Consider the following 21118-nt stretch of genomic DNA (forward strand, 5'->3'; position numbering starts at 1 on the left):
TCCGGTCTCAGGTCACCGCGCCTATTTGCCAAGGCACGAATTCGAAGTCACCATAATTGTAGCCTTCGCTGAGTGTGCGCTCGCCGGATGCGATGGCGATGATGTGCTCGAAAATGCGCTCGCCCGCCGCCTGGATGCTGTCACTGCCGTCGATGATGCCGCCGCAATTGATGTCCATGTCCTCGCTCATGTGCTCGTACATCTCGCTGTTGGTGGCAACCTTGATGCAGGGGGCGGGCTTGAAGCCGGAGACGGAGCCGCGGCCGGTCGTAAAGACGATCAGGTTGCAGCCGCCGGCGACCTGGCCAGTCACCGCGACAGGATCATAGCCGGGCGTATCCATGAAGACGAAGCCGGAAGCGTCGATCGGCTCGGCATATTCATAGACTTCCATTAGCGGCATGGACCCGCCCTTGGCGACCGCCCCCAGGGATTTCTCAAGGATGGTAGTGAGGCCGCCTTCCTTGTTGCCATGCGAGGGATTGTTGTTGAGCTCGGCGCCGTTCTTGGCGGTATAGTCCCGCCACCAGTCGATACGCGCCATCAGCTTCTCGGCGATGGCGGGTGTGGCCGCACGCCGGGTCAGTAGATGTTCCGCTCCATAGATTTCAGGGGTCTCGCTCAGCACCGCCGTGCCGCCGTTCTTGACCACGAGATCGGCCGCATAACCGAGTGCGGGGTTGGCGGTAATGCCGGAATAGCCGTCGGAGCCGCCGCATTGCAGCGCCACCTTCAGTCCGGAGAGCGGTTGTTCGGTGCGCTTGACGGCATCGATCTCCGGCAGCAGTTCCTGGATGATCGAGACGGCTTCCTCGATCGTCTTGCGCGTGCCGCCCATCCTCTGGATGGTCATGGTGCGCAGAAGTGGGCCTTCCTCGAGCTCGAAAGCCTTGACGAGATGGCTGATCTGGTTGGTCTCGCAGCCGAGCCCGATCATCAGGATCGCCGCGAAATTCGGATTGCGCGCATAGCCGTTCAGCGTGCGGCGCAGATAGGTATAGCCCTCGGTATTGGTGGGGATCGCGCAGCCCGTGCCATGCGTCAACGCCACCACGCCATCGACATTGGCGTAATTGCCGAAGCCGTTGGTCTTGAAATAGTCGGCGACCGCCTTGGCGACCGTTGCCGAACAGTTCACAGAGGTGATGATGCCGACATAGTTGCGCGTGCCGACAAGGCCCGACGGACGGAGATAGCCCTTGAAGGTCCGCCGCTCGCCTTCGGGGAGCAGCGGCGTCGGGCCGCCCTCGACGGCGAATTCATGCGAGACGGCGCTGTCGAGCATGGCGAGGTTCTGCAGGTGCACATGCTCGCCGGCCGCGATTTCGCGGCTCGCCCGGCCGATCACCTGCCCGTATTTCAGCACCATGTCGCCCTCGGCAATCGGCCGCACGGCGATCTTGTGGCCGCTCGGAACATCGCTCAGCGTCACCACCTCCCCGACATTCTCACCCTCGGCGATCGGGCGCGTGGACACGACCACATTGTCCGTCTCGTGCAGGCGGATGACTGAGGGACCGGATTGATGCGCGGGCATCGACATCTCCTAAAAATGACCATTGCGTGCAAAAATCATTCGTGATACGCCTTCAGAAGTCAAGTGAAGACTTGCGTTACACGAAATTTTGCGGGGCATTTTACAATATGGCGAGTGATCGACCCTATTCCGGGCTTTTCCCGGTGGCACCGACGCCTTTCACCGAAACGGGAGATATCGATTTCGACGGCCAGCGCCGCGTGCTCGACTGCATGATCGACCAGGCCGTCGACGGTATCTGTATTCTGGCCAACTACTCCGAACAGTTCCTGCTGTCGGACGAGGAGCGCCGCCAACTGACCGAGCTGAGCCTTGCCCATGTCGCCGGCCGCGTTCCCGTCATGGTCACCTGCAGCCACTTCAGCACGCAGATCGCCGCAGCCCGTGCCCGCCACGCCTCCGAGCACGGCGCCAGACTGATCATGCTGATGCCGCCCTATCACGGCGCGGGCATCAAGCTCGAGGAGACTTCGATCCGGGAGCACTTCGCCCGCGTCGCCGAGGCTGCCGGCATCCCGATCATGATCCAGGATGCTCCGCTGAGCGGCGTCACGCTTTCGGCCGATTTCATGGTGCGCATCGCCCGCGATCTGCCGCTGGTCCGCTATTTCAAAATTGAGGTTGCAGGCACCGCAGCCAAGTTGCGCAAGCTCATTGACCTTGGCGGCGAGGCGATCGAAGGCCCGTTCGATGGCGAAGAGGCGATCACGCTGATGGCCGATCTCGATGCCGGCGCCACCGGCGTCATGTCGAGTGCCATGCTGCCGGATCTGATCCGCCCGGTCATCGAGCATCACAAGGCGGGCGATCGCCAGCAGGCGGCAAAGGCCTACGAGCATATCTTGCCACTGATCAATTACGAGAACCGGCAATGCGGGCTCAGGGCCGCCAAGACGGTCATGATGGAAGGCGGCGTCATCAAGTCCGATCATGTCCGCCATCCGCTTGAGCCGCTGCATCCGGCGACACGCGCGGGGCTGTTGGAGCTTGCGCAGGGCGTCAATCCGCTGGCGCTCTCCTGGGGCAAGTGAGGACTCAACATTATGTCAATCATTGAAGACCCCAAGATCCTTGAAATTACCGGGCGCACCCGGGTCCTCGGGATTCTCGCGCATCCGACTGAACATGTGAAAGCCCCTCCCGGCATCAACCGGATTGCCATGATGCGCGGCAGGGATGCCGTGATGGTGCCGCTGAATGTGGCGCCCGCCGATCTCGAAAGCTTCGTTGCCAGCCTGCGTGTTCTGAAAAGCTTCGACGGCGCCATCGTTACCGTTCCGCACAAGCAGGCGATCATCCGGCTCTGCGACGAGGTGAGCCCGCAGGCGCTTGCCGTCGGCGCTGCCAATGTGCTGCGCCGCAAGCCTGATGGCCGCCTGATCGGCGACCAGCTTGACGGCATAGGTTTCGTCGAGGGCCTCGGCGATCAGGATATCGCGGTGAGCGGCCGCAGCGTCTATCTGGTCGGAGCAGGGGGAGCCGCCAACGCGATCGCTTTCGCCCTCGCAGAAGCAGGCATCACGAGATTGACGCTCGCCAACCGCACGGTGGAAAAGATCGAGACTCTTGCCGCAAAACTTAAGGGTGCCTATCCGGCACTCGATGTGGCGATCGGCACCGCCGATCCGCGCGGCCACGACCTCGTCATCAATGGCACTACGCTCGGCATGAATGCTACGGATCCGCTACCACTCGACGCATCGCTGCTCGAACAGGGCATGACGGTTGCCGAAGTCATTATGGAGCCGGAGATCACGCCGTTGCTGCAGGCTGCCCGCGAGACCGGATGCCGTATACATTTGGGCCGCCACATGCTCGACCACCAGCTTCAGCTGATGGCCAATTTTCTCGGTCTCTGACCACCTCGGCCGCTTCGCGCGGCCTCAATTCTTATTTTCGGAGAGATGACATGCAGGATCTGGCAATCAATGGCGGACCGCGCGCGATCGACGGCACGCTGCCGAGCTTCCGCGACACCTCGGGCCGCACCTTTGGCCAGGAGGAGATCGAAGCGCTGACAGAGGTTATCAAGTCGGGACGCCTCTCGTTCCTGACGGGGCCGAAGACAGCGGAGTTCGAGCAGGCCTTCGCAGCCAAGTATGGCGTCAAGCACGCCGTCGCCGTCGCCAACGGCACGGCGGCGCTGCACACTGCCGTCATCTATCTCAATCCGGAGCCCGGCGACGAGATCATCCTTTCGCCGGTAACGGACGTGGGAACGGCTATCCCTGTCATCGCGCAGCTGGCGATCCCCGTTTTTGCCGATGTGGATCCGGTCACGCAGAATATCGATCCGGCGTCGATCGAGGCCAACATCACGCCGCGCACCCGCGCGATCATGGTCACCCATGTCTACGGCCATCCGGCCGATATGGAGGCGATCATGGCGATTGCCAAAAAGCACAAGCTCGTCGTCATCGAGGACTGCGCCCAGGCCCATCTCGCCTATTACAAGGGCAAGCTCTGCGGCACGTTCGGCGATGTCGCCTGCTTTTCTTTCCAGCAGTCCAAGCACATGACGACGGGCGATGGCGGCATGGTCATCACCAATGAGGACGGCAAGTTTGGCCGCGGCCTTCGCCATTGCTCCGACAAGGGCTGGCCGCGCGAGCGCGGCGGGCGCGATCACCTTTTCCTGGCACCGAACTATCACATGACCGAATTGCAGGCGGCGGTCGGCCTGGAACAGCTGAAGAAGCTCGAACAGTTCGTCGGGGCGCGCGTTTCCTCCGCCGACCGGCTTACCGAGCTTCTGGCCGGCATCGATGTGCGGCCGGTTCTGCCGCTCGAAGGCACCGTCGGCGTCTATTTCTTCTACTCGTTCCGTCTCGATCCGACAAAGCTCTCCGCCCCCGTCACCGAGGTGATGAAGGCGCTCGCGGCCGAAGGTATCGACGGTTTCATCGGCTATCCCGGCCAGATCCCGCTCTACCGCTACCCCGTCATCCGCGAGCACAAGACCTTCGGCGACTCCGGCTGGCCATTCACGCTCGAAGGAGTGCGCAAGATCGATTACGACAGCAGTCTCTGCCCCGAGGCCGAGCTTGCCTGCAAGGAAACGATCTGCATGTGGTGGACCGATCGCTTGGAGGAGCGCCATCTCTTGCAAATCGCGTCGGCGATTGAAAAGGTAATCACCCACTATTCCGCACGGACGTACGGCCGTGGCTAATCCCTTAAACCTAACCTTCGCATTGATGATGGCTGGATTGGCGGGGTGTTCGACAACGTCGACAGGAAAGGACGTTGCTGCGCGTTTTGTTGGCATGACGAGCGCGCACGCCATAGCTACCTTCGGCGCACCTGACACTGTGATAAAAATCGGCGACAGGCAAACGTTGCGCTGGGTTATTCAAAAGAGGGAATTGTACGCCGGTCCGAGCAACAAGAAGGAAGTGTTCAAGGATCAGGATGGCGTCCATGTCAGCGAGACAATGGGAATGAAGCTGAAGACTCGGTTTAGCATTTGCATGCTCACCATGCATGCAAGCGGTCCAGAAATGGTCATTCAATCCGTTGAGACATCCGGCGATATTGGCGCTTGCGAGGAGAGATGGAGCCCAGACGGTCACGCGTTCTTGACCGAAACCCCTCACGACCAACGATGGCCAGCATCTAGAGCGATTGCACTTAAACTGGCCGGACACACGACGGAATTTAACCGCATTCTCTGACCAAAGAAAAATCACGTTCGTCCGAGAGATGTCCACACACAGTTTTTTATGGGGCAAATGGATGCCCGCGAACGATGGATGCATTTAAGAACGCGTCGTGGCCTGCGCTCAGGCGATCGATCAAATTGGAGGAGATCTACCTCCACGCCAACAAAACCATGATCGAGGCACGCTCTGGCCTCGGCCGATACGTGACGTTTCGCAACAGCCGACGCCCGCATTCATTCCTGGGCAGCCAGACGCCGGATCAGGCCTACGTTAACGCGCTGGCACCAATGATGGTGGCTGCAGAATCGAGGCGGAAATCCACTTAGCAAAAAGCCCGAAACAGTTCAGACAAACGAGCCACCTCTCTCCGTGGAGCCGGTTTTGGTTAGGTGGGGAATAATTTGGTATAGTTTATTTTTCTGGTTTGTTAGGCACAGGCAAGATGACCCCGCAATCGACACCGATTTGGCGATAGGTGAATGTCGTCGATGGTAGCCGGGCGATAAGGGCGTTCCCTCCAACGTTTCCAACGCGAAATGCCACAGTTTGAAAGCCGGGAATAGTTGATTGGCGATCAATTCCAGCCGAATTTACATCGGTATCGAGACATATTATCTTTGATATCAGTCGGCTTTGTGCGCTTGACGCGAACGCGATGACCAGGTCGCAGTAATCTGTTTCGTTCGAGACGAAAATCGCTGCCGTTTTATCCAAATCAACATCAAGATAGGATCTGAGCTGCGTATTATGAAAATGGAAGTGGCGTAAACTCGGGTTAGCTTTCAGCAACCTATAACGGCGCACGGCGTGCTCGTTGTGCTCTTTGCCATTCAGAAAGTATACATTGCCTGGCAATGATTTTGAGAGCGATGTTGCCAGTGCATTTATCTGCATATCTGCTCTTTCATAAACCGAGCACGCATCCTCCAACTCGACGAGTCTTAACCCTTCCAATTCAACGATGGGAATGCCAAAGGATGAAAGTATCGCCACATCCTTCTTGCGCACTTCGATACTCTGGTCGATCAGCATAGCGATGCCATCGACCCGCTGGGATAGGGATGCGATAGCCGTCTCAATTGTGGTGTGCCGCCTGAAGATATGGCTTACGGTATATCCGTGCCCTGCGGTCGATTCTAAAAATCCGGCGATGATTGCTTGCGCTCGCCGGTTAGGACGCACGCCGTCTTCTCCTTGAAGAACCACCAGGCCAAGTGTGTTGGTTTTTCCGGTTCTCAGGGAGCGGCCTGCCATTTGGGGCTGATATTGGAGGCGTTTGATCTCCTTTTCTATCACTGCACGCGTCCGATCGCTTACAAGATCCCAGCGCTCGTTTACGACGTTTGAGACGCTCATCACGGAAACACCGGCCGCTGCCGCGACATCCTTCAGCGTTACTTCTTGCTTTTTGCGACGGGGCACTGCTGCATCCTGAATGAATTTCTACATTTATCTTTACACAAAAATCTGGCCGCGCTGCAATGCAGCACCTAGCACCTAGGAACCGTGCTCGAATTAACGCGCGAACAGATTGTAACGTTAAATAGTCTGCTTCGGTCCATGCAACCGTCTTGCCAGCTGAGTTTGATCTGAGGAATGATGTTATCTAATTGAAACGGAAGAATAATAAATTTCTTTGACAGATGCAGCCCGTGCCCCTTGACAGATTGCGTCGGTCGATCTTAATTTTAACGTTAAAGATAACTTAAGAAAGGGGAACGAGCATGAAAAACGAACTGAAGACCACTAGGCGTGGGTTTATGGGCGTTACTGCGGGCATTGCTGCTGTAACTGCATTTGGTGGCGCCGGCGTAGTTTTCGCCAAGGGAAGCGGGAACATCGGTTTTGCCATGGAGACATATACGGTTCCGCGGTGGAAGAATCTCGATCGCCCGAGCTTTGAAAAAGCGGTGTCGGCCGGTGGCTTCAAACCGATCACCAACCAAGCGGATTTTAAAGTCGAACAGCAGCTATCCGATGTTGAGAACCTTTTAACCGTGGGCGTAGACGCCCTTGCGATTGTTGCTGTTGTGGCTGAAGCGGGCGTCAACATGGCGCGCAAGGCAAAGCGCGCTGGCGTACCTGTGATCGCTTACAACACCGCGATTCCATCAAAGGATGTCGATGTCTATGTCGCGAGAAATAACCGTGGAGTGGGTCAAAAAGCTGCTAACGCCGCGTTGGCGGCCGGTGTGCTCAAGGGCAATTGGATTATTGTGTCCGGCCAGGCTGGCAACACGGTGGCAGAGGAAATCACCAAGGGATACTACGATATCCTGCAGCCCCTGATCGACAAGGGTGAATTGAAGATTGTTAGCCACCTTTTCCACGATGGGTGGGATCCAGATGCCGCGCGCCGTCAGGCGGAAGATTCTCTGACGTCGACGAATAACGATGTCGCAGGGTTCCTTTGCAACAATGACGGCATGGCTGGAGGTGTTATTGGTGCGCTGCAGAAGGCGGGATTAGCGGGGAAGGTCTTTGTGACTGGCCAAGATGCCACGGTCGAGGGTTGCCGACACATTCTGTTGGGTAACATGGCGCTATCAAGCTTTACTCTTTTCGACCAGATGGGAACGATCGCCGGCGAACTTGCCGTCAAACTAGCCAAGGGGCAAGATCTGGGTATTACGCAAACCTACGACGCCGGCAATGGGGTCACTATCCCTTATATGCCGGTCGAAGACCGCGACATCACCCGCGAAAATATGGTCGAATACTTGAAAAAGTACAGCCCGGTCTATGTCGACGCCAAGGCCGTCTTGGAAGGCGTTCCAAAGGAAAAATGGCCCAAAGGCGCAGAGACCCTTCTTTAACGAAAATTGCCTCCCCAAAAAAGCCACCCGTTGAAAAACGGGTGGCTTTTTTGTGGGAGAGGATCGGTCAAAGACCCGCACTTGTAACGTTAAAGTTTTTTTGATCCGCTATAAATCGGGCCGTTAGAAAAAACCGGGCGATTTACCTAAGTAACTGATTCATAAACAATATACCTAATGCGAATTGCCCGGCTGTGTATTGACAAGCTGCTGCATTGTCATTTACTTTAACGTTACAAAAAAATAAAGGGAACGCGGCAGAAGCCGTTTCGACCTTCCGACTGGAAATCGCAATCAATCGTGCTGCCGCATAGCTTGCGTTCGCGGCGACGGCGGCTGTTTGCCCGTTTTGACCGGAGATAGAATAAAATGGGAACAAATTCTACAGCAGGCGTGGCAGAGCCTTCGTCAGCTCTACCCGAAGTACAAAAGCAATCCAGAGAGGCCGAGCGCGCCGAGTGGCGGCTTATCGTCCTTGTCGCTGCCACCGTGGCAATTTGGATTGGCTTCCACGCGTGGACCGGTGTCTTCATAAGCCCGCGTAACCTTTCTAATCTAGCCGTCCAGGCTACGATCACCGCTTTGATGGCCGCAGGACTGACATGGCTTCTCGTTGCGCGCGAGATTGATCTGTCCGTCGGATCATTGCTCGCTCTATGTGGTGTCTTGTCCATGCAGTTGATGCAGAAACATGGATTAGATGCGATCACAACCATCTTGCTGGTTATCGTTGCGGGTATCGCCATTGGCTTACTTCAGGGTTCCTTGCGCGTAAAACTCGGCATTCCGTCGTTCATTATCACGTTGGCCGGATTCTCCTGGCTAAGGGGATTGGCCTACGTTGTCTCAGGGGCAGAAACCTTGTCAGGCGCCGGCGACACTTTTTATCAAATCGGCAATGGGGAATTTCCCAGCTGGATCAGTCTGACCGCCATCTTGACACTTAGCGCGCTTTATGTGTTCACCTGGCTGCGGACATACACAGGTTTCCTCGGGCCGCAGAAGCGCACTTTGCGCCCAGTTAGCACCGCGGTTCTCGGCTTGACGCTTTTAGCGGCCGGCATGTCCATCTGGGTATTTGCTTGGACCCAAGGAATTCCCTATCCATTGGCACTACTGCTGATCATCGTCTTCTCTATGGAATATGCCGCGAAGAACACTCGCTTTGGCCGATATGTGTATGCCATTGGCGGAAACCCGGTGTCGGCAAAGCGCGCCGGTATCAAAGTGAATACCATGATTTTGGCGCTGTTTGGCCTGATGGGCGCACTGTCTGCGCTGGCGGCTATCGTCCAAACGTCCAGACTGGATGCCGGCCCTCCCGGCGTCGGACTCTTCGTGAACATGAGCGCCATCAGTGCGGCGATCATCGGAGGCACGAGCTTGTTCGGCGGTGAAGGTCGCGTCGTTGGCGCAGTTCTGGGGGCCCTTCTGATGGCAAGCATCACAAATGGGCTTAGCCTGGCGGGCGTTGATACCTTCTACCAGATGATCATCACCGGCGCATTGCTCATCGTCGCGGTCACCGCCGACCATGCCGCACAACAAAAGGCGAAGTGAGATGATCCAGACAGCAAATAATCCCGCAGTTTCGGTAAGAGACCTGCGCAAAAATTACGACGCAGTCGAAGCCACCCGTGGGGTCAGTTTCGACATCATGCCAGGCGAAATCATCGGACTTGTCGGTGACAACGGCGCGGGCAAGTCAACATTGACGAAGATGATTGCGGGTGACGTCGCACCATCGTCCGGCGAAATCCGGATTGGGGGTTCCCAGGTACAGAGCTCTTCAACGACTTGGGCGCGCGATCACGGTGTCGAGATGGTTTACCAGGATCTCGCCCTTTGCGACAATCTTGATATCTGTGCCAATATTTTCCTTGGCAGGGAAATCGTCCAGCGATCGCCCTTGGGCTTTCGGCGCCTGGCGCACGACGAAATGCATCGAAAGGCGGAAAGCCTACTGACGATGCTCGACGTCAAGTTGCCGAACCTGAGGGAGCCTGTCACTGCGCTCTCAGGCGGGCAACGACAGATGGTCGCGATAGCTCGGTCCGTCGCTTACGACCCCAAGCTTGTGATCATGGACGAGCCGACCGCCGCACTTTCAGTTTCGGCGGGCCAGCCGGTCCTTGACCTTATCCGGCGCTTACCCAAGCAAGGTGTTGCTGTTCTCCTGATCAGTCACCGTCTGAGCGATGTGTTGACCACGGCCGACCGGATTCTTGTGCTTCGGCGCGGGAGGATCGTGGCCACAGTCAAGGCAAGCGACACCAGCGAGGGCGAACTTCTTCATCTCATGGCTGGGATCAACACTCCGAATGAGGACTGATCCAAACGCACCAGCGCGCAGGCTCGAGAGAGCATCGCCAAGACCTAGAAAGTGGGAAGAGCAATGACATATATCCTTGGAATTGACGTCGGTGGTACCTTCACTGACTTCGTAGCCTACAACGAGCAAAGTCGTGAAGTAACGGTATGGAAAGACTTTTCTACGCCTGGTGACCCGTCTGACGGGATTCTCAACGGCCTAAAGCAGTTTCCAGCAGGTGAAGAGATCTCCGGGATCCGGCTTGGAACCACTATCGCGACCAACGCAATTCTTGAGCGAAATGGAGCGAAAGTTGCCTTCGTAACCACCCAAGGGTTTCGCGATGTGCCCTTCATCCAACGCGGCAATCGCCGCTTCCACTTCAATTCGCGCTGGGTCAAACCACAGCCACTGATCGAGCGGTCGAATGCATTCGAAGTGCTTGAGCGCATTGATTGTGACGGTAATGTCATTACCCCTCTCGACATGGCCAGCGTCGCTAAAGTCGCCGATGCGATTGCAGCAAAACCGGAAATTAAAGCGATCTCCCTTTGCTTTCTTTTTTCATACATAAATCCGGAGCATGAAATCGCCGCGCGCGACTATCTCGCGTCGCGTTTCCCTCATCTCCCCATCTCGATTTCTTATGACGTGCTCCCCAAATGGAAGGAGTACGAGCGTGCGTCGACAACGATTGCAGATGCGTACGTGAAGCCAATCGTGACTGAGCAGCTAGGTGAGCTTGAAAGCCGTATTTCGGATGCCGTTGGCGCCGCGCGCGTTGTTGTCACCAAATCAAATGGGGGGCAGACGACTGTAAAAGGAGCTTGTGACGCGCCAGTGCAGATGACTTTGTCCGGGCCGACGGGAGGTGTCGTTGCCGCCCAGTTCATCGGCAGCCTCATTGGTGAGAAGAACTTCGTTACTATTGATATGGGCGGCACATCTACCGATTGCTCACTGATTGTGAACGGATCTGCTTCCATCACAACAGATTTCGAAGTCGAATGGGGCATTCCAATCCAGGTGCCGATGCTTGATGTCCGCACGATCGGTGCAGGTGGCGGCTCGATCGCTTGGATCGACAAAGGTGGTCTCCTGCGTGTAGGGCCAGAGAGTGCGCGCTCGCGTCCTGGTCCCATATGCTACGGCCGTGGTGGCACTGAGCCGACTGTCACCGATGCCAACCTTGTGCTTGGCCGTATCAACCCGGACAATTTCCTCGGCGGCACGGTCAATCTTGACATGGAAGGTGCACGCGCAGGTATTGCCCGGCTTGCGGAGAAACTACGCATGACCGTCGATGAGGCGGCTTTGGCGGTGATCAAGATCGTTAACAACAATATGGTTGGCGCCGTTCGAAGCGTCTTGATCGAGAAGGGTGAATCTCCCGATAAGTTCTCACTGATGTTCTTCGGTGGGGCAGGTCCGGTCCATGCCTGTGACTTGTTGAAAGATCTGTCGATGTCCAGGGCGATTATTCCGGTCCATCCCGGCCAGTTCTCTGCATTCGGGTTCACTGCAACGGACGCGCGCGTGGATCGGCAACGTACGGTCCAAATGACATCAAACCGCATGGATTTCGCCCGTGCAACCCAACTGCTCAAGGAGCTTGAGGACGATTGCCTCGCGCAAATGCACGCTCAAGGCTTTACAGGCAGCATCGACATCGAACGTCGTGTGGAAATGCGGTATCACGGCCAGAACTATGAGCTCTCTCTTCCGCTGCGCTTTACATCGTTCGACGAGGCGACAGCAAAGGAGCTTTGGACAAGTTTTGACAAAGCCCACGAAGACCGCTTTGGTTTTAATATTCCCGGTGAGTTCATAGAGATCGTCAACTTCAATGTAACCGCATATGAGACGCTCGGGAAACCGCAGGTGCCGAAGCTCGCTCAAAGCACCAGTGCCCCAAAGCCGGTATCGATGCGTTCGGTTGGTTATGACGAGGGACGTCACGATACGCCAGTCTACCGACGGGAAGAACTTTTCGCCGGCGACGCTATTCAGGGACCGGCTGTCATTGAAGAAGCCGTCTCCGTTGTTGTGCTCCATCCAGATCAAGAAATGCACGTAGACGACTACGGCAATCTCCATGTTTCAGAAAGGCAAGCGCGATGAAATTCTCCGACAACGGTTATTATCTCGAAGAATACACCAAATGCGATAACTGCGGTGTTCTGCTCTATCGCTCCCCTATCCGTATTACCACCGACGGCGCGAACAAGCAGTATTGCTCCGACTGGTGCGTCGATTGGGACATGAAGCGGGAATCGGAAGTCGCGTCCCAAAGGCGCCTGGCAGAAACCGGGGGGAAGTAAATGGAAAAAATCGCTGCCAAGCATATGGTTCAAATGAGTATTCTGGACGGGCGTCTCGTCCAGATCGCGAAGGAAATGGGCATTACGTTGATGATGACGTCGTATTCGACGATTTTCAACGAAGGCCTCGACTTCACCTGCGGTCTTGCTGATGCCAAGGGTAACCTGATTGGAACCGGCGACTTTCAGCCCTCCATGATCGGTGGACTACCTCTCGTTATTCAAACGATAACGCAGGAAATTCCGGTCGAGACCCTCGAGGAAGGCGACGTGATCGTGCATAACGACCCCTACCGCGGCGGCATGCACACCCCCGAGCACACCTTCATCCAGCCGGTTTTTGTCGACAAGGTCTTTGTCGGTTACTCCGTCGCGATCGGTCACGTTGCGGAAGTGGGAGGCATGGTTCCCGGTGCGTTTGCCGGCGAAGCTACAGAGATTTTCCACGAGGGTTTACGGGTACCGCCGATCAAAATTCGGCGCAAGGGCAAGGACGTAGAGGATGTGTGGCGCCTGATGCTCGCGAACTACCGGACTCCGCGCCAGAATTTCGGCGATTTCCGGGCGATGATCAGCGCCGTCGAACTTGGTGAACAGCGTCTGAGGGGCCTGGTCGAAGAGTTTGGCCTCGAACGATTTACCGAACTGACCGACAGTCTTCTAGACTATTCGGAGGCCCGGATGCGCGCTGAACTACGTGAGTTTCCCAATGGCGTCTACAGCTTCGAAGACTATATGGAAGACGACGGGATCGAGAAGCGTCGTTACAAAATCGCGGTCGATGTCTTCGTCCAGGATGATGAAATCGTGGTGGACTTTCGTCGATCTGACAAGCAGGCGAAAGGGCCAATCAACGGCGTGCTGTCTGTTGCGCTATCGGCGTCCTATAACGCGATCTTACACCTAACGGATCCAAGCATCCCGAAAAATTCGGGCTGCTTCAGACCTATACGGGTCGTCGCTCCTCCTGGCCTCGTGGTCAATGCCAACTACCCGGCACCTGAAGTCGGAGGTAACACCGAGACGCATATCCGGATCTGCTACACTGTTATTGGTGCTTTGGCAGTAGCTGTTCCGGAACGGGCGTTTGCAACGGATGGCGGCACGCATTCAAACTTCCTGTTTGGGGGGCAAAACTCCCGGACGGATGAGTACGTCGTCTGCTATGATTTATCGACACCCGGCTGGGGAGGGCGTAGCCATGCGGACGGGAATAGTGCTTGCAACGCCATTAACGGCAACTCGCGCCTTAATCCCGTTGAGGTATTTGAAACCCGTTTTCCCTGGCGCATTGATGCGCATGAGTTTGTTCCGGACACGGGTGGTCCCGGCGAGTTTCGCGGCGGACTTGCCTTACGCAAGAAGATGACGTGCCTTGCTGATGAACTCAAGCTGTCCTTCATGTCCGATCGACAGGAGCTTGCGCCGTGGGGTCTCTTCAAGGGCCAGTCCGGAGGTTGCGGTAGTCTGCATATTCGCCGCAAGGGCTCGGAGGCCTGGAAGGATTTTCAAGAAGACAGCGGTAAGGTCTCAGCATCGAAATTTTCGAATGCGGTAGTTTATGAAGGGGACCAAGTTATCGTCGTCGCCCCAGGTGGGGGGGGCTACGGTGATGCGCGCAAGCGCGACCGCCAAGCACTGGCAAAAGATATTGCCGCTGGTTGGGTCACAGAAAAAGGCGCTGCAGCCTATCGTTAGAAAACTGAACCGGCAGGCTCTGACGATGTCGCCAGAGCCTGCATAGCCCGGAAAATAATTCATGAATAGTCTATCATCTTCGACAGTTTTGGTTGTCGGGGCGTCCAGAGGTATTGGCTTAGCGCTGGTTCACGCACTCGCGACGCAGGGTTACAACGTCATAGCAACTAGCCGCGATGGTTCCCAACGTAGCAGCGATGCCTTGTGGCTTCCGCTCGAGCTCAATGATCCTCAGTCGCGCCAATCACTCGTATCGAGCGCCCACTTAGCTGGCGTGGAAATTGTCGTTGTATCCGCCGGTGTGATGCCTAAAGATGTCGACGAGACGCTCAATAAGAAGGCGATTGTTGATTTGTTTCTAACTAATAGTGTTTCGCCTGTTGCCTTGGGGCAGGAGCTGGCTAGTGCGCATCAATATTCACTCAAGCATCTCATGTTTTTGGGGTCGGTCATGGGATCGGTCGAGCTAAACTTGGTTGGCGATCATTGGCTCTACCGGGCGAGCAAAGCAGCATTGACCTCGGCCGCGCGCAGCCTGTCCGTTCAAAACCCGAGCGTGAAAGTTACCGTTGCTCATCCAGGTTGGGTGAAGACAGATATGGGTGGAGAAGAGGCCGATATTGAGGTCGAGGTCTCCGCGGGAGGGTTGAGTGCGTTGATCGGTTCACCCGCAGATTCTTCCTTCACCTTCTGCAACTACCTGGGTGAGACAATTCCATATTAGCAATTCGGCACCACCTCGACGGCGTCGACCGTCCCGTAAGCTTAGCGTTGCGAACGCACGGGTTTGCCGGAGGCCATTTCGTTTAAGCTATGTGCCATGACTGCTTCGAGCTTCTCCAAGTAAGATCGTTTTTTACGGCAAATCGAAATAGTTGCACGAGTACCTGCAGCTGTTCAACGGGCACAAGCAGTCGTGGTTTGCGTTCCTTGATATCGGCCCACGGAGAAAGAATGTAATCAACAACGCTTCATGAGCCTGCCCATTCTCTTGCTAACGGCGTTCTTGGGAGACAAGGGCTAGTCGTATAAGACCGTCGCGATAGAGTTCAACGTCGTCGCGCGCAAAGGAGCTTGCTTGATCGCCGGGACACATCTCCATCCCAAAATCGGTTGTATCCCTCGTCAATGACCGAGCATCTTGAATGCCTTCGCGATGACGGTCACCTGTAGTCAAAAACCCTGGACCTTGGTCAGCGCATCTAGAACTACTTTGACTGCGGAAGCGTCTAGGGGTGCCTGCGGCGGTATCGGATCTCCGACGTCGTAGCGCTGTGCGCTGAGCGCTGCCTTCAAGCAGCTTGCCAACCGATATTGTGCGAAAACTTCGTTGAAAGGCCAGAGGCGCTTTTGCATTGTCATCGCGTCGTTCCAATCTCCGCGCATACAAGCATCGTACAACTCGATGCTTTGCTTGGGCAGTACACAAGCCGGCCCAGCGAACCAACCTCTGCCTCCCATCATGAGCACTGTAGTCGCGATATGGGACGAAGCCGAGTAAATAGCAAAATCGCTATCGCATCGGTTGAGGATGGATAGCAATCGACCGGTGTTCGTCGAAGCGTCCTTCAGACCAACGATGTTTGGGTGCTTTGCAATCGCGCAGATTGTCTCGATTGACAAATCCGTGCGTTGGAAATTCGGATTTGTATAAACAATCATAGGGAGATCAACGCTATCTGCTACGTCCAAAAAATACTTTCTCGCTTCATGTTCCCTTAGAGGGAAATATGAATCGAGCACTACAACAATTCCGTCTACTCCTACGCTGCGATAAGCTTTGGCTTGATCAATTGCCGATTGAGTGGAAACGCTTGCGACGCCCGGCAGTACCGGCACCCGATGACTCGCGGCCTCAACCACTACCTCAACGATGCGCATCTTTTGCGTCTCGGATAAATAGGCGTATTCTCCACTGCTTCCAAGCGGTGTTAAGCCGCTCACACCTTTTCGTATAAGGTCAGAGCAGAGATCACCCAATACTCGCTCCTTGATACCCCCGTTGGAGTTTACTGGACTTACTAGGTAAGGGATCACGCCGGAAAAAAATGTCATTGTTCTAATCTCGGTTTTGGTGTTTCAATCCGCTGTTTCTTGCGTCCAGGGCATCGCTTTTGTTGAGTAATCCGATGCGCTGATCCGAGCGCCTTGCAGGCAGACGCTGTTATGAGAATCCCCCGTGAACGGGCACACTTGAGCTGGCAGGGCTGCCCAGATTCGCTTGCTCCATATACAGGGAGCCTAAGGCATCAAGAGAGGAGAACAATGGACATTTTGCCCGCGCGCATGCATTTTGTCGCAGTCATTACCGACAGGGCTACGAAAATTGCTGAAAGGGCCATCAAGGAAGCGCGCGCAAGCCGCTCTAAAACGCCAGGCATGGAGCCTTACGCATTCCATGTGACGAGATTCGAATAGAATTTCGTTCGCCCTTACAGCCCCGCCCAAGCCGCCTCCAAAAAAATCAAGGGGGCCTTACAACTATCCCGGTGCTTGGGTTGCAATACGGCGAAACTCGATTGGTGACATCTCAGCATTTTTGGTGAAAAAGCGAGTGAAGTAGGCAGCGTCTTCGTAACCCAGCCGGTATGCAATTTCTTTAACGCTCAAGCCTGTGTTTGCAAGGTAAGCCCTGGCCTCTTCCATTATGCGAGCCCTGAGGTTGGCATGAACGCTTCCGCCCGTTGCTATGACCGCCAATTTGTTAAGGTTGGAAGCGGAAACGCCGAGCTGCTTGGCGTAAAAATTGACGTTTTTGTGGGATTTGTAATATTTATCAATCAGCCATGAAAGCTGCTTGATCCTACCTCCGTCGGACAGATCTCTGTATTTTCCAGCATCCAGTCCTTCTTTGAAGGCGTTCCGTTCATGCAGAAGGCGAAGAAATTCAACGATGAACGCCTGCACGGAAGCTTCCCTTGCCAAGACATGGGGGTAGCGGAATTCATGATGTTCTTGAATGACTTTCTCAATTGACTCGATCAGCGGGGCGTTCTTGATTGGATCTATGCCTTCGAAGATCATGATATTATCGAGCACGTCGGCGACGAGCAGCCCCCTTTGTGCCATGCGCCCAAAGAAAAAATCGCTGATCGTGATGACGTGGCCGCGGGTTTCGATCTCGGGATATGAATTGAAGCCATGCTCGAAATTCGGAGGGACCAACAACAGTGTCCGATCCCCAAAGTCTTTCCTACCCGCAGGTGTTACAAGGGTAGATTTTCCTATTGAAATATACACGAACTGGTAAAGGTCGCGATGCAGATGCATTTCGATATTGTTGGTCAGATTTTTACTTCTGACGAAGATCGACTCCGCATTCGAGTAGATTGACTGCCCCAGTTCCGGGCCTTCGCCATAGAGTGAATAAGCAGGCGTGGCAGCGCCGCCATAAGTGGGTTGGGCGACGTTTATTCGACTCGCGTTCGGCATCCAGTATCCCTTCACCGCGGGACGAAGTGTTGAGCAAAACGTCCAGCTATTTGTCAGTTTTTACCATTGTTCCCTTTGTGAGAAAATGGTTTTTTGAAATCAGACTTGACGGATTTTGTAGTCCGGCCGCTCTCGTTTTTAGATGTGCCGCGGTCGGGAACTGGCAATTATCCCACGAAATTTCGCTTGGGCGAGGCGCCGGAAATGGATCGTGCGGTGGCAGCCATCGTACGTCGGCCGGTGCAGATAATATCAATGCGAGGGACGCAGTATTATGCACATGCTAACAAAGAAGACATCGACTGAAATTCCACTCGAGGCAGTTGTGGTCCGAGCGGATGAGGGATCACCCGTAAGCCTTGGTTCAGAAGGCGGCGGGATCGCCCTGGTCAAAGTGTCGCCCGTGAGCCATCAATTCTCGCACTTTGCCGTCGTGGGCATCGACCTTCCCAAAGGAGCTTACCTTCGCCCACATGCCTATGAACTTAACGAGCGGATGGTTCTGTGCTTCGGAGGTCGAGGTCATGTCATCGTAGACGGACAAAAGCATCCGGTGTCCAAGGGAACCTTCATGTTCTGGGGGCGGGGTGTTGGCGTTGAAGTCGCGCAGGATGGTGACGAGCCTCTTCGCCTGTCGGTTATCTCTTTTCCGCCGGCACCTGACTCGCGCTTCGATCTGTTTCCACTCGGCGGCGGTACCCCTGCCGATGGTGGCGCCTCGGTTGGAGTTCGTGCGGGGAACAATCTCGTAGAGCGTGATAACGGCCATTTCATTATCGTCCAAGATGATGAAGGCGAGGAGTACTGGCAGGCTGCGCCTAGCCTGGGCTACGTGAGCATCATGATCGCAGCGCCTGTTTTGCCGGTAACCTACTTCTGTGCAGCGTCACAGCTGCTTGAACCGGGGGCCAACGTGCGCCATCACGGCCACGTGGCGTCCGAAGAGATAGTTATCGTTACCCACGGAAAAGGTATCGTGGTTCTGGGTGATGAGCAGTTTCCGATTGCAGAAGGCGACGTCATCGTCCTTCCGCCGACGCTAATGCATCATTTCATCAATAACGGAACTGAGCCTCTCAAATACGGCGGCGTATTCCTTCCACCTAGCGTGGAAGGCGCCTTACGTGAGACGGGCGTTAGGAAACTTCCCGGCGAACCCCGTCCGGCGTCAATTCCACGCAATCCGACGACGGAAAGGCTCCTCGTGGATAAATACGGTTTCATCATTCCCGGCATTTCGGATCAACGTACTGTAGGCGTCTAACAAACGTCTAAGAGGGAGCTTCAATGACACTTCCACTGGAAGGAATTCGGATCTGTGATCTGTCGCAGATCATGTTCGGCCCGTGCGGTACTCAGGTTCTGGGTGACTATGGCGCGGATATCATCAAGATCGAAAAGCCCGGCATCGGAGACATCAGTCGGGCGATTGACCGCCACCGCCCTAACAAAGGCGACGAAAGCGCGAACTTCATGGCCATGAACCGTAACAAGCGGAGTCTGGCGTTGGATATCAAATCCCAGGAAGGCCGTGATATTGTCCAGAAAATTGCCAAGAACGCCGACGTGTTTGTGCACAACTTCCGGCCGGGCGTGGTCGAGCGTCTCGGCCTCGGCTACGAAGATATCAAAGCCATAAACGAAAAGGTCATTTATGTCGAGGGATCGGGCTTTGGGGTGACGGGTCCACTCGCGCACAAAGCCGGCATGGACTTCGTGGCACAGGCGATGGCGGGCGTTGCCTTTGGGAATAAGGATCCGGATGGTAAACCCCAATTGTTCCCGATCTCGACAGCGGATTTTTCGGCGGGCATGATCTTGGCTCAAGGGGTGCTCATGGCGCTTTACCACCGCGAGCGCACCGGTCAGGGACAGAAGCTTGAGATCAATCTTCTCGACGTTTTTTTGGTGATGCAGCAACAGGAAGTCACGCAAAAGCTTCGGACCGGTCACGACTTCAATCCTCTTGAGCAAGACCCAATGGACATCTTCACGACTTCAGATGGCAGCGTCGCTGTAATTGCGGTTTTGAGGCCAAATCCAGTGTCCGATATCTGTAACGCGCTTGAGATCCCCGATCTTACCAAGGATCCCGAGTTTTCTACGCTTTCCCAGCAAATGTCCAAACGCGGTGAATATCGCCGGCGGATGAGTGCCGGCTTTAGCAAGTTCACCACGGAAGAATGTGTGAGGCGGCTGGACAAGGCAGACATCTTGTGTTGCCCGGTACTCCCCTTGGGAGAGGTCCTGCAGCACCCGCAGATCGACGAGAACAAGATTATCGTCGAGATCAACCACCCAAAACACGGAAATTTCCGTACCGTCGGGAATGCGATAAAGTCTTCGGCCTTTCCCAACATTGCACTCAAAGCCCCTCCATTGCTGGGTCAACACTCCGAGGAAATCCTGACCGAGTACGGCTTCTCCCAAGACCAAATTGCCAAGCTTTTCGATAGCGACGTCATTGCTCGTTAGACGACCGAATACGGCTCAGCAAACTTGACATAGATGAAAAGGCGTCAACTCAATGACCTTACACTACAACATTCAGGGGAGCGGTGCGCGCACTGTTCTCCTTGTGACCGGGCTTGGTGGGCATGCAAACTTCTGGGATGCTCATCGTTCCTATCTCGCGGAAAAATACACCGTCATAAGCTTCGATCAAAGAGGGTGTGGCGCCAACCGCGATGTGGAGGGAGTTCACACCCTGCGTGAAATTGTGTCCGATGCGGTCGGCATCCTTGACGATGCTCAAGTGACAAAGGCTACCGTGATCGGTCATTCCATGGGAGGCGTCATTACCCAGTGCTTGGTTCTCGACCATCGGCAAAGGGTCGAGGCAGCAGTGTTCAGCGGGACGTTTTGCGCATTTGATCGCTATATGGAATTCATCAACAATCTACGCCAGCGCGTCCTTGATACGGCGGGGACGGAAACCTGCGGTCAGCTTTCGGCCATCCTCGCAATGCCAGGTGGGAACGTGCTCGATCCGAGCTATGACCTTATGAGCCGAATCAAGACGATCCGCCAGACCATGGCCGACGATGTACTCGCGGCACGGATGAAAGCACCCTTCAACTTCGATCGCCGCGATGAGCTTCGGGCAATTGAAGGTTTGCCAAGCCTGGTTGTGGGAGCTTCCGATGACATGTTGGCAGCGGAATATCAATCCAGGGAAATTGCCAGTCTGGTGAGAGGTTCTCAGATTGAAATAATCGACGGAGGGCATTTCTTTCCCAATACTCGCGCTGCCCGCTATCGTGAACTGATTGGCTCCTTCCTTCAGTCCACAGACGCCCTTTAGCGCCTATTTCGTGGAGGGCGATAACTTGGGTTGTCGC

Annotated in this window: 18 protein-coding genes and 1 pseudogene; 15 read left to right on the forward strand and 4 right to left on the reverse strand. The window is 55.4% G+C overall.

Going from position 1 to position 21118, the window contains the following annotated elements; genetic code table 11:
- Window positions 1-7 precede the first annotated feature (7 nt).
- Window positions 8-1537, reverse strand: a complete 1530-nt coding sequence (locus AB8B33_RS34900; RefSeq protein WP_130663769.1) for a UxaA family hydrolase — start codon at window positions 1535-1537, stop codon at window positions 8-10.
- Window positions 1538-1644: 107 nt separating this feature from the next.
- On the opposite strand from AB8B33_RS34900, the gene AB8B33_RS34905 reads away from it, so the two are divergent.
- The 5 genes and pseudogenes from AB8B33_RS34905 to AB8B33_RS34925 form a co-directional block, all read left to right on the forward strand.
- Window positions 1645-2568, forward strand: coding sequence for a dihydrodipicolinate synthase family protein (locus tag AB8B33_RS34905; protein ID WP_439018975.1), 924 nt, complete (start codon window positions 1645-1647; stop codon window positions 2566-2568).
- Between the two features lie 12 nt (window positions 2569-2580).
- Complete coding sequence (locus AB8B33_RS34910) at window positions 2581-3396, forward strand: shikimate dehydrogenase family protein (RefSeq protein WP_439018976.1); 816 nt, start codon at window positions 2581-2583, stop codon at window positions 3394-3396.
- A 50-nt stretch (window positions 3397-3446) separates the two neighbouring features.
- Window positions 3447-4709: a DegT/DnrJ/EryC1/StrS family aminotransferase gene (locus tag AB8B33_RS34915; protein WP_439018977.1), complete on the forward strand. Its 1263-nt coding sequence runs from the start codon at window positions 3447-3449 to the stop codon at window positions 4707-4709.
- Window positions 4702-5211 carry a hypothetical protein gene (locus AB8B33_RS34920; RefSeq protein WP_419424964.1) on the forward strand — a complete coding sequence of 170 codons (510 nt, stop codon included), beginning with the start codon at window positions 4702-4704 and terminating at the stop codon, window positions 5209-5211. The genes AB8B33_RS34915 and AB8B33_RS34920 overlap by 8 nt, the downstream gene beginning before the upstream one ends.
- A 107-nt stretch (window positions 5212-5318) precedes the next feature.
- Window positions 5319-5525: pseudogene (locus AB8B33_RS34925) on the forward strand (hypothetical protein); the annotation flags it as partial.
- Window positions 5526-5610: 85 nt separating this feature from the next.
- On the opposite strand, the gene AB8B33_RS34930 reads toward AB8B33_RS34925, so the two are convergent.
- Window positions 5611-6621, reverse strand: coding sequence for a LacI family DNA-binding transcriptional regulator (locus AB8B33_RS34930; protein WP_052212402.1), 1011 nt, complete (start codon window positions 6619-6621; stop codon window positions 5611-5613).
- Between the two features lie 302 nt (window positions 6622-6923).
- Between AB8B33_RS34930 and AB8B33_RS34935 the strand changes: the two genes are divergently transcribed.
- The 7 genes from AB8B33_RS34935 (at window position 6924) to AB8B33_RS34965 (ending at window position 15069) form a co-directional block, all read left to right on the forward strand.
- Entirely contained in the window at window positions 6924-8015 is a 1092-nt protein-coding gene (locus tag AB8B33_RS34935) for a sugar ABC transporter substrate-binding protein (RefSeq protein WP_439018978.1), read from the forward strand.
- Window positions 8016-8384: 369 nt separating this feature from the next.
- A complete protein-coding gene (locus AB8B33_RS34940; protein WP_439018979.1) occupies window positions 8385-9575 on the forward strand; it encodes a sugar ABC transporter permease in 1191 nt (396 codons plus the stop codon).
- Window position 9576: 1 nt separating this feature from the next.
- Window positions 9577-10347, forward strand: coding sequence for a sugar ABC transporter ATP-binding protein (locus AB8B33_RS34945; RefSeq protein WP_047558371.1), 771 nt, complete (start codon window positions 9577-9579; stop codon window positions 10345-10347).
- A 63-nt stretch (window positions 10348-10410) separates the two neighbouring features.
- Complete coding sequence (locus AB8B33_RS34950; protein ID WP_439018980.1) at window positions 10411-12447, forward strand: hydantoinase/oxoprolinase family protein; 2037 nt, start codon at window positions 10411-10413, stop codon at window positions 12445-12447.
- Entirely contained in the window at window positions 12444-12647 is a 204-nt protein-coding gene (locus tag AB8B33_RS34955; protein WP_047558377.1) for a hypothetical protein, read from the forward strand. Before AB8B33_RS34950 ends, AB8B33_RS34955 begins: the two co-directional genes overlap by 4 nt.
- Window positions 12648-14345 (forward strand): hydantoinase B/oxoprolinase family protein, encoded by a 1698-nt coding sequence (locus AB8B33_RS34960; protein ID WP_439018981.1) that lies wholly within the window; start codon window positions 12648-12650, stop codon window positions 14343-14345.
- A gap of 61 nt (window positions 14346-14406) precedes the next feature.
- The gene (locus tag AB8B33_RS34965; RefSeq protein WP_439018982.1) at window positions 14407-15069 is read left to right on the forward strand and encodes an SDR family NAD(P)-dependent oxidoreductase; all 663 of its coding nucleotides are present in this window, start codon (window positions 14407-14409) and stop codon (window positions 15067-15069) included.
- A gap of 449 nt (window positions 15070-15518) precedes the next feature.
- Here AB8B33_RS34965 and AB8B33_RS34970 read toward each other — a convergent pair whose 3' ends face one another.
- Both AB8B33_RS34970 and AB8B33_RS34975 read right to left on the reverse strand, forming a co-directional pair.
- A complete protein-coding gene (locus tag AB8B33_RS34970; protein ID WP_439018983.1) occupies window positions 15519-16400 on the reverse strand; it encodes a dihydrodipicolinate synthase family protein in 882 nt (293 codons plus the stop codon).
- A gap of 426 nt (window positions 16401-16826) precedes the next feature.
- The gene (locus tag AB8B33_RS34975) at window positions 16827-17777 is read right to left on the reverse strand and encodes a helix-turn-helix domain-containing protein (RefSeq protein ID WP_439018984.1); all 951 of its coding nucleotides are present in this window, start codon (window positions 17775-17777) and stop codon (window positions 16827-16829) included.
- Window positions 17778-18051: 274 nt separating this feature from the next.
- Between AB8B33_RS34975 and AB8B33_RS34980 the strand changes: the two genes are divergently transcribed.
- Genes AB8B33_RS34980 through AB8B33_RS34990 form a run of 3 tightly spaced genes read left to right on the forward strand, consistent with a single transcriptional unit; the run spans window position 18052 to window position 21081 of the window.
- Entirely contained in the window at window positions 18052-19041 is a 990-nt protein-coding gene (locus tag AB8B33_RS34980; protein WP_130663757.1) for a cupin domain-containing protein, read from the forward strand.
- A 23-nt stretch (window positions 19042-19064) separates the two neighbouring features.
- Window positions 19065-20252: a CaiB/BaiF CoA transferase family protein gene (locus tag AB8B33_RS34985; RefSeq protein WP_130663756.1), complete on the forward strand. Its 1188-nt coding sequence runs from the start codon at window positions 19065-19067 to the stop codon at window positions 20250-20252.
- A 52-nt stretch (window positions 20253-20304) separates the two neighbouring features.
- Complete coding sequence (locus tag AB8B33_RS34990; RefSeq protein ID WP_130663755.1) at window positions 20305-21081, forward strand: alpha/beta fold hydrolase; 777 nt, start codon at window positions 20305-20307, stop codon at window positions 21079-21081.
- The last annotated feature ends 37 nt before the right edge of the window (window positions 21082-21118 follow it).

The organism is Rhizobium sp. 768_B6_N1_8 (assembly GCF_051811225.1).
GTDB lineage: Bacteria > Pseudomonadota > Alphaproteobacteria > Rhizobiales > Rhizobiaceae > Rhizobium.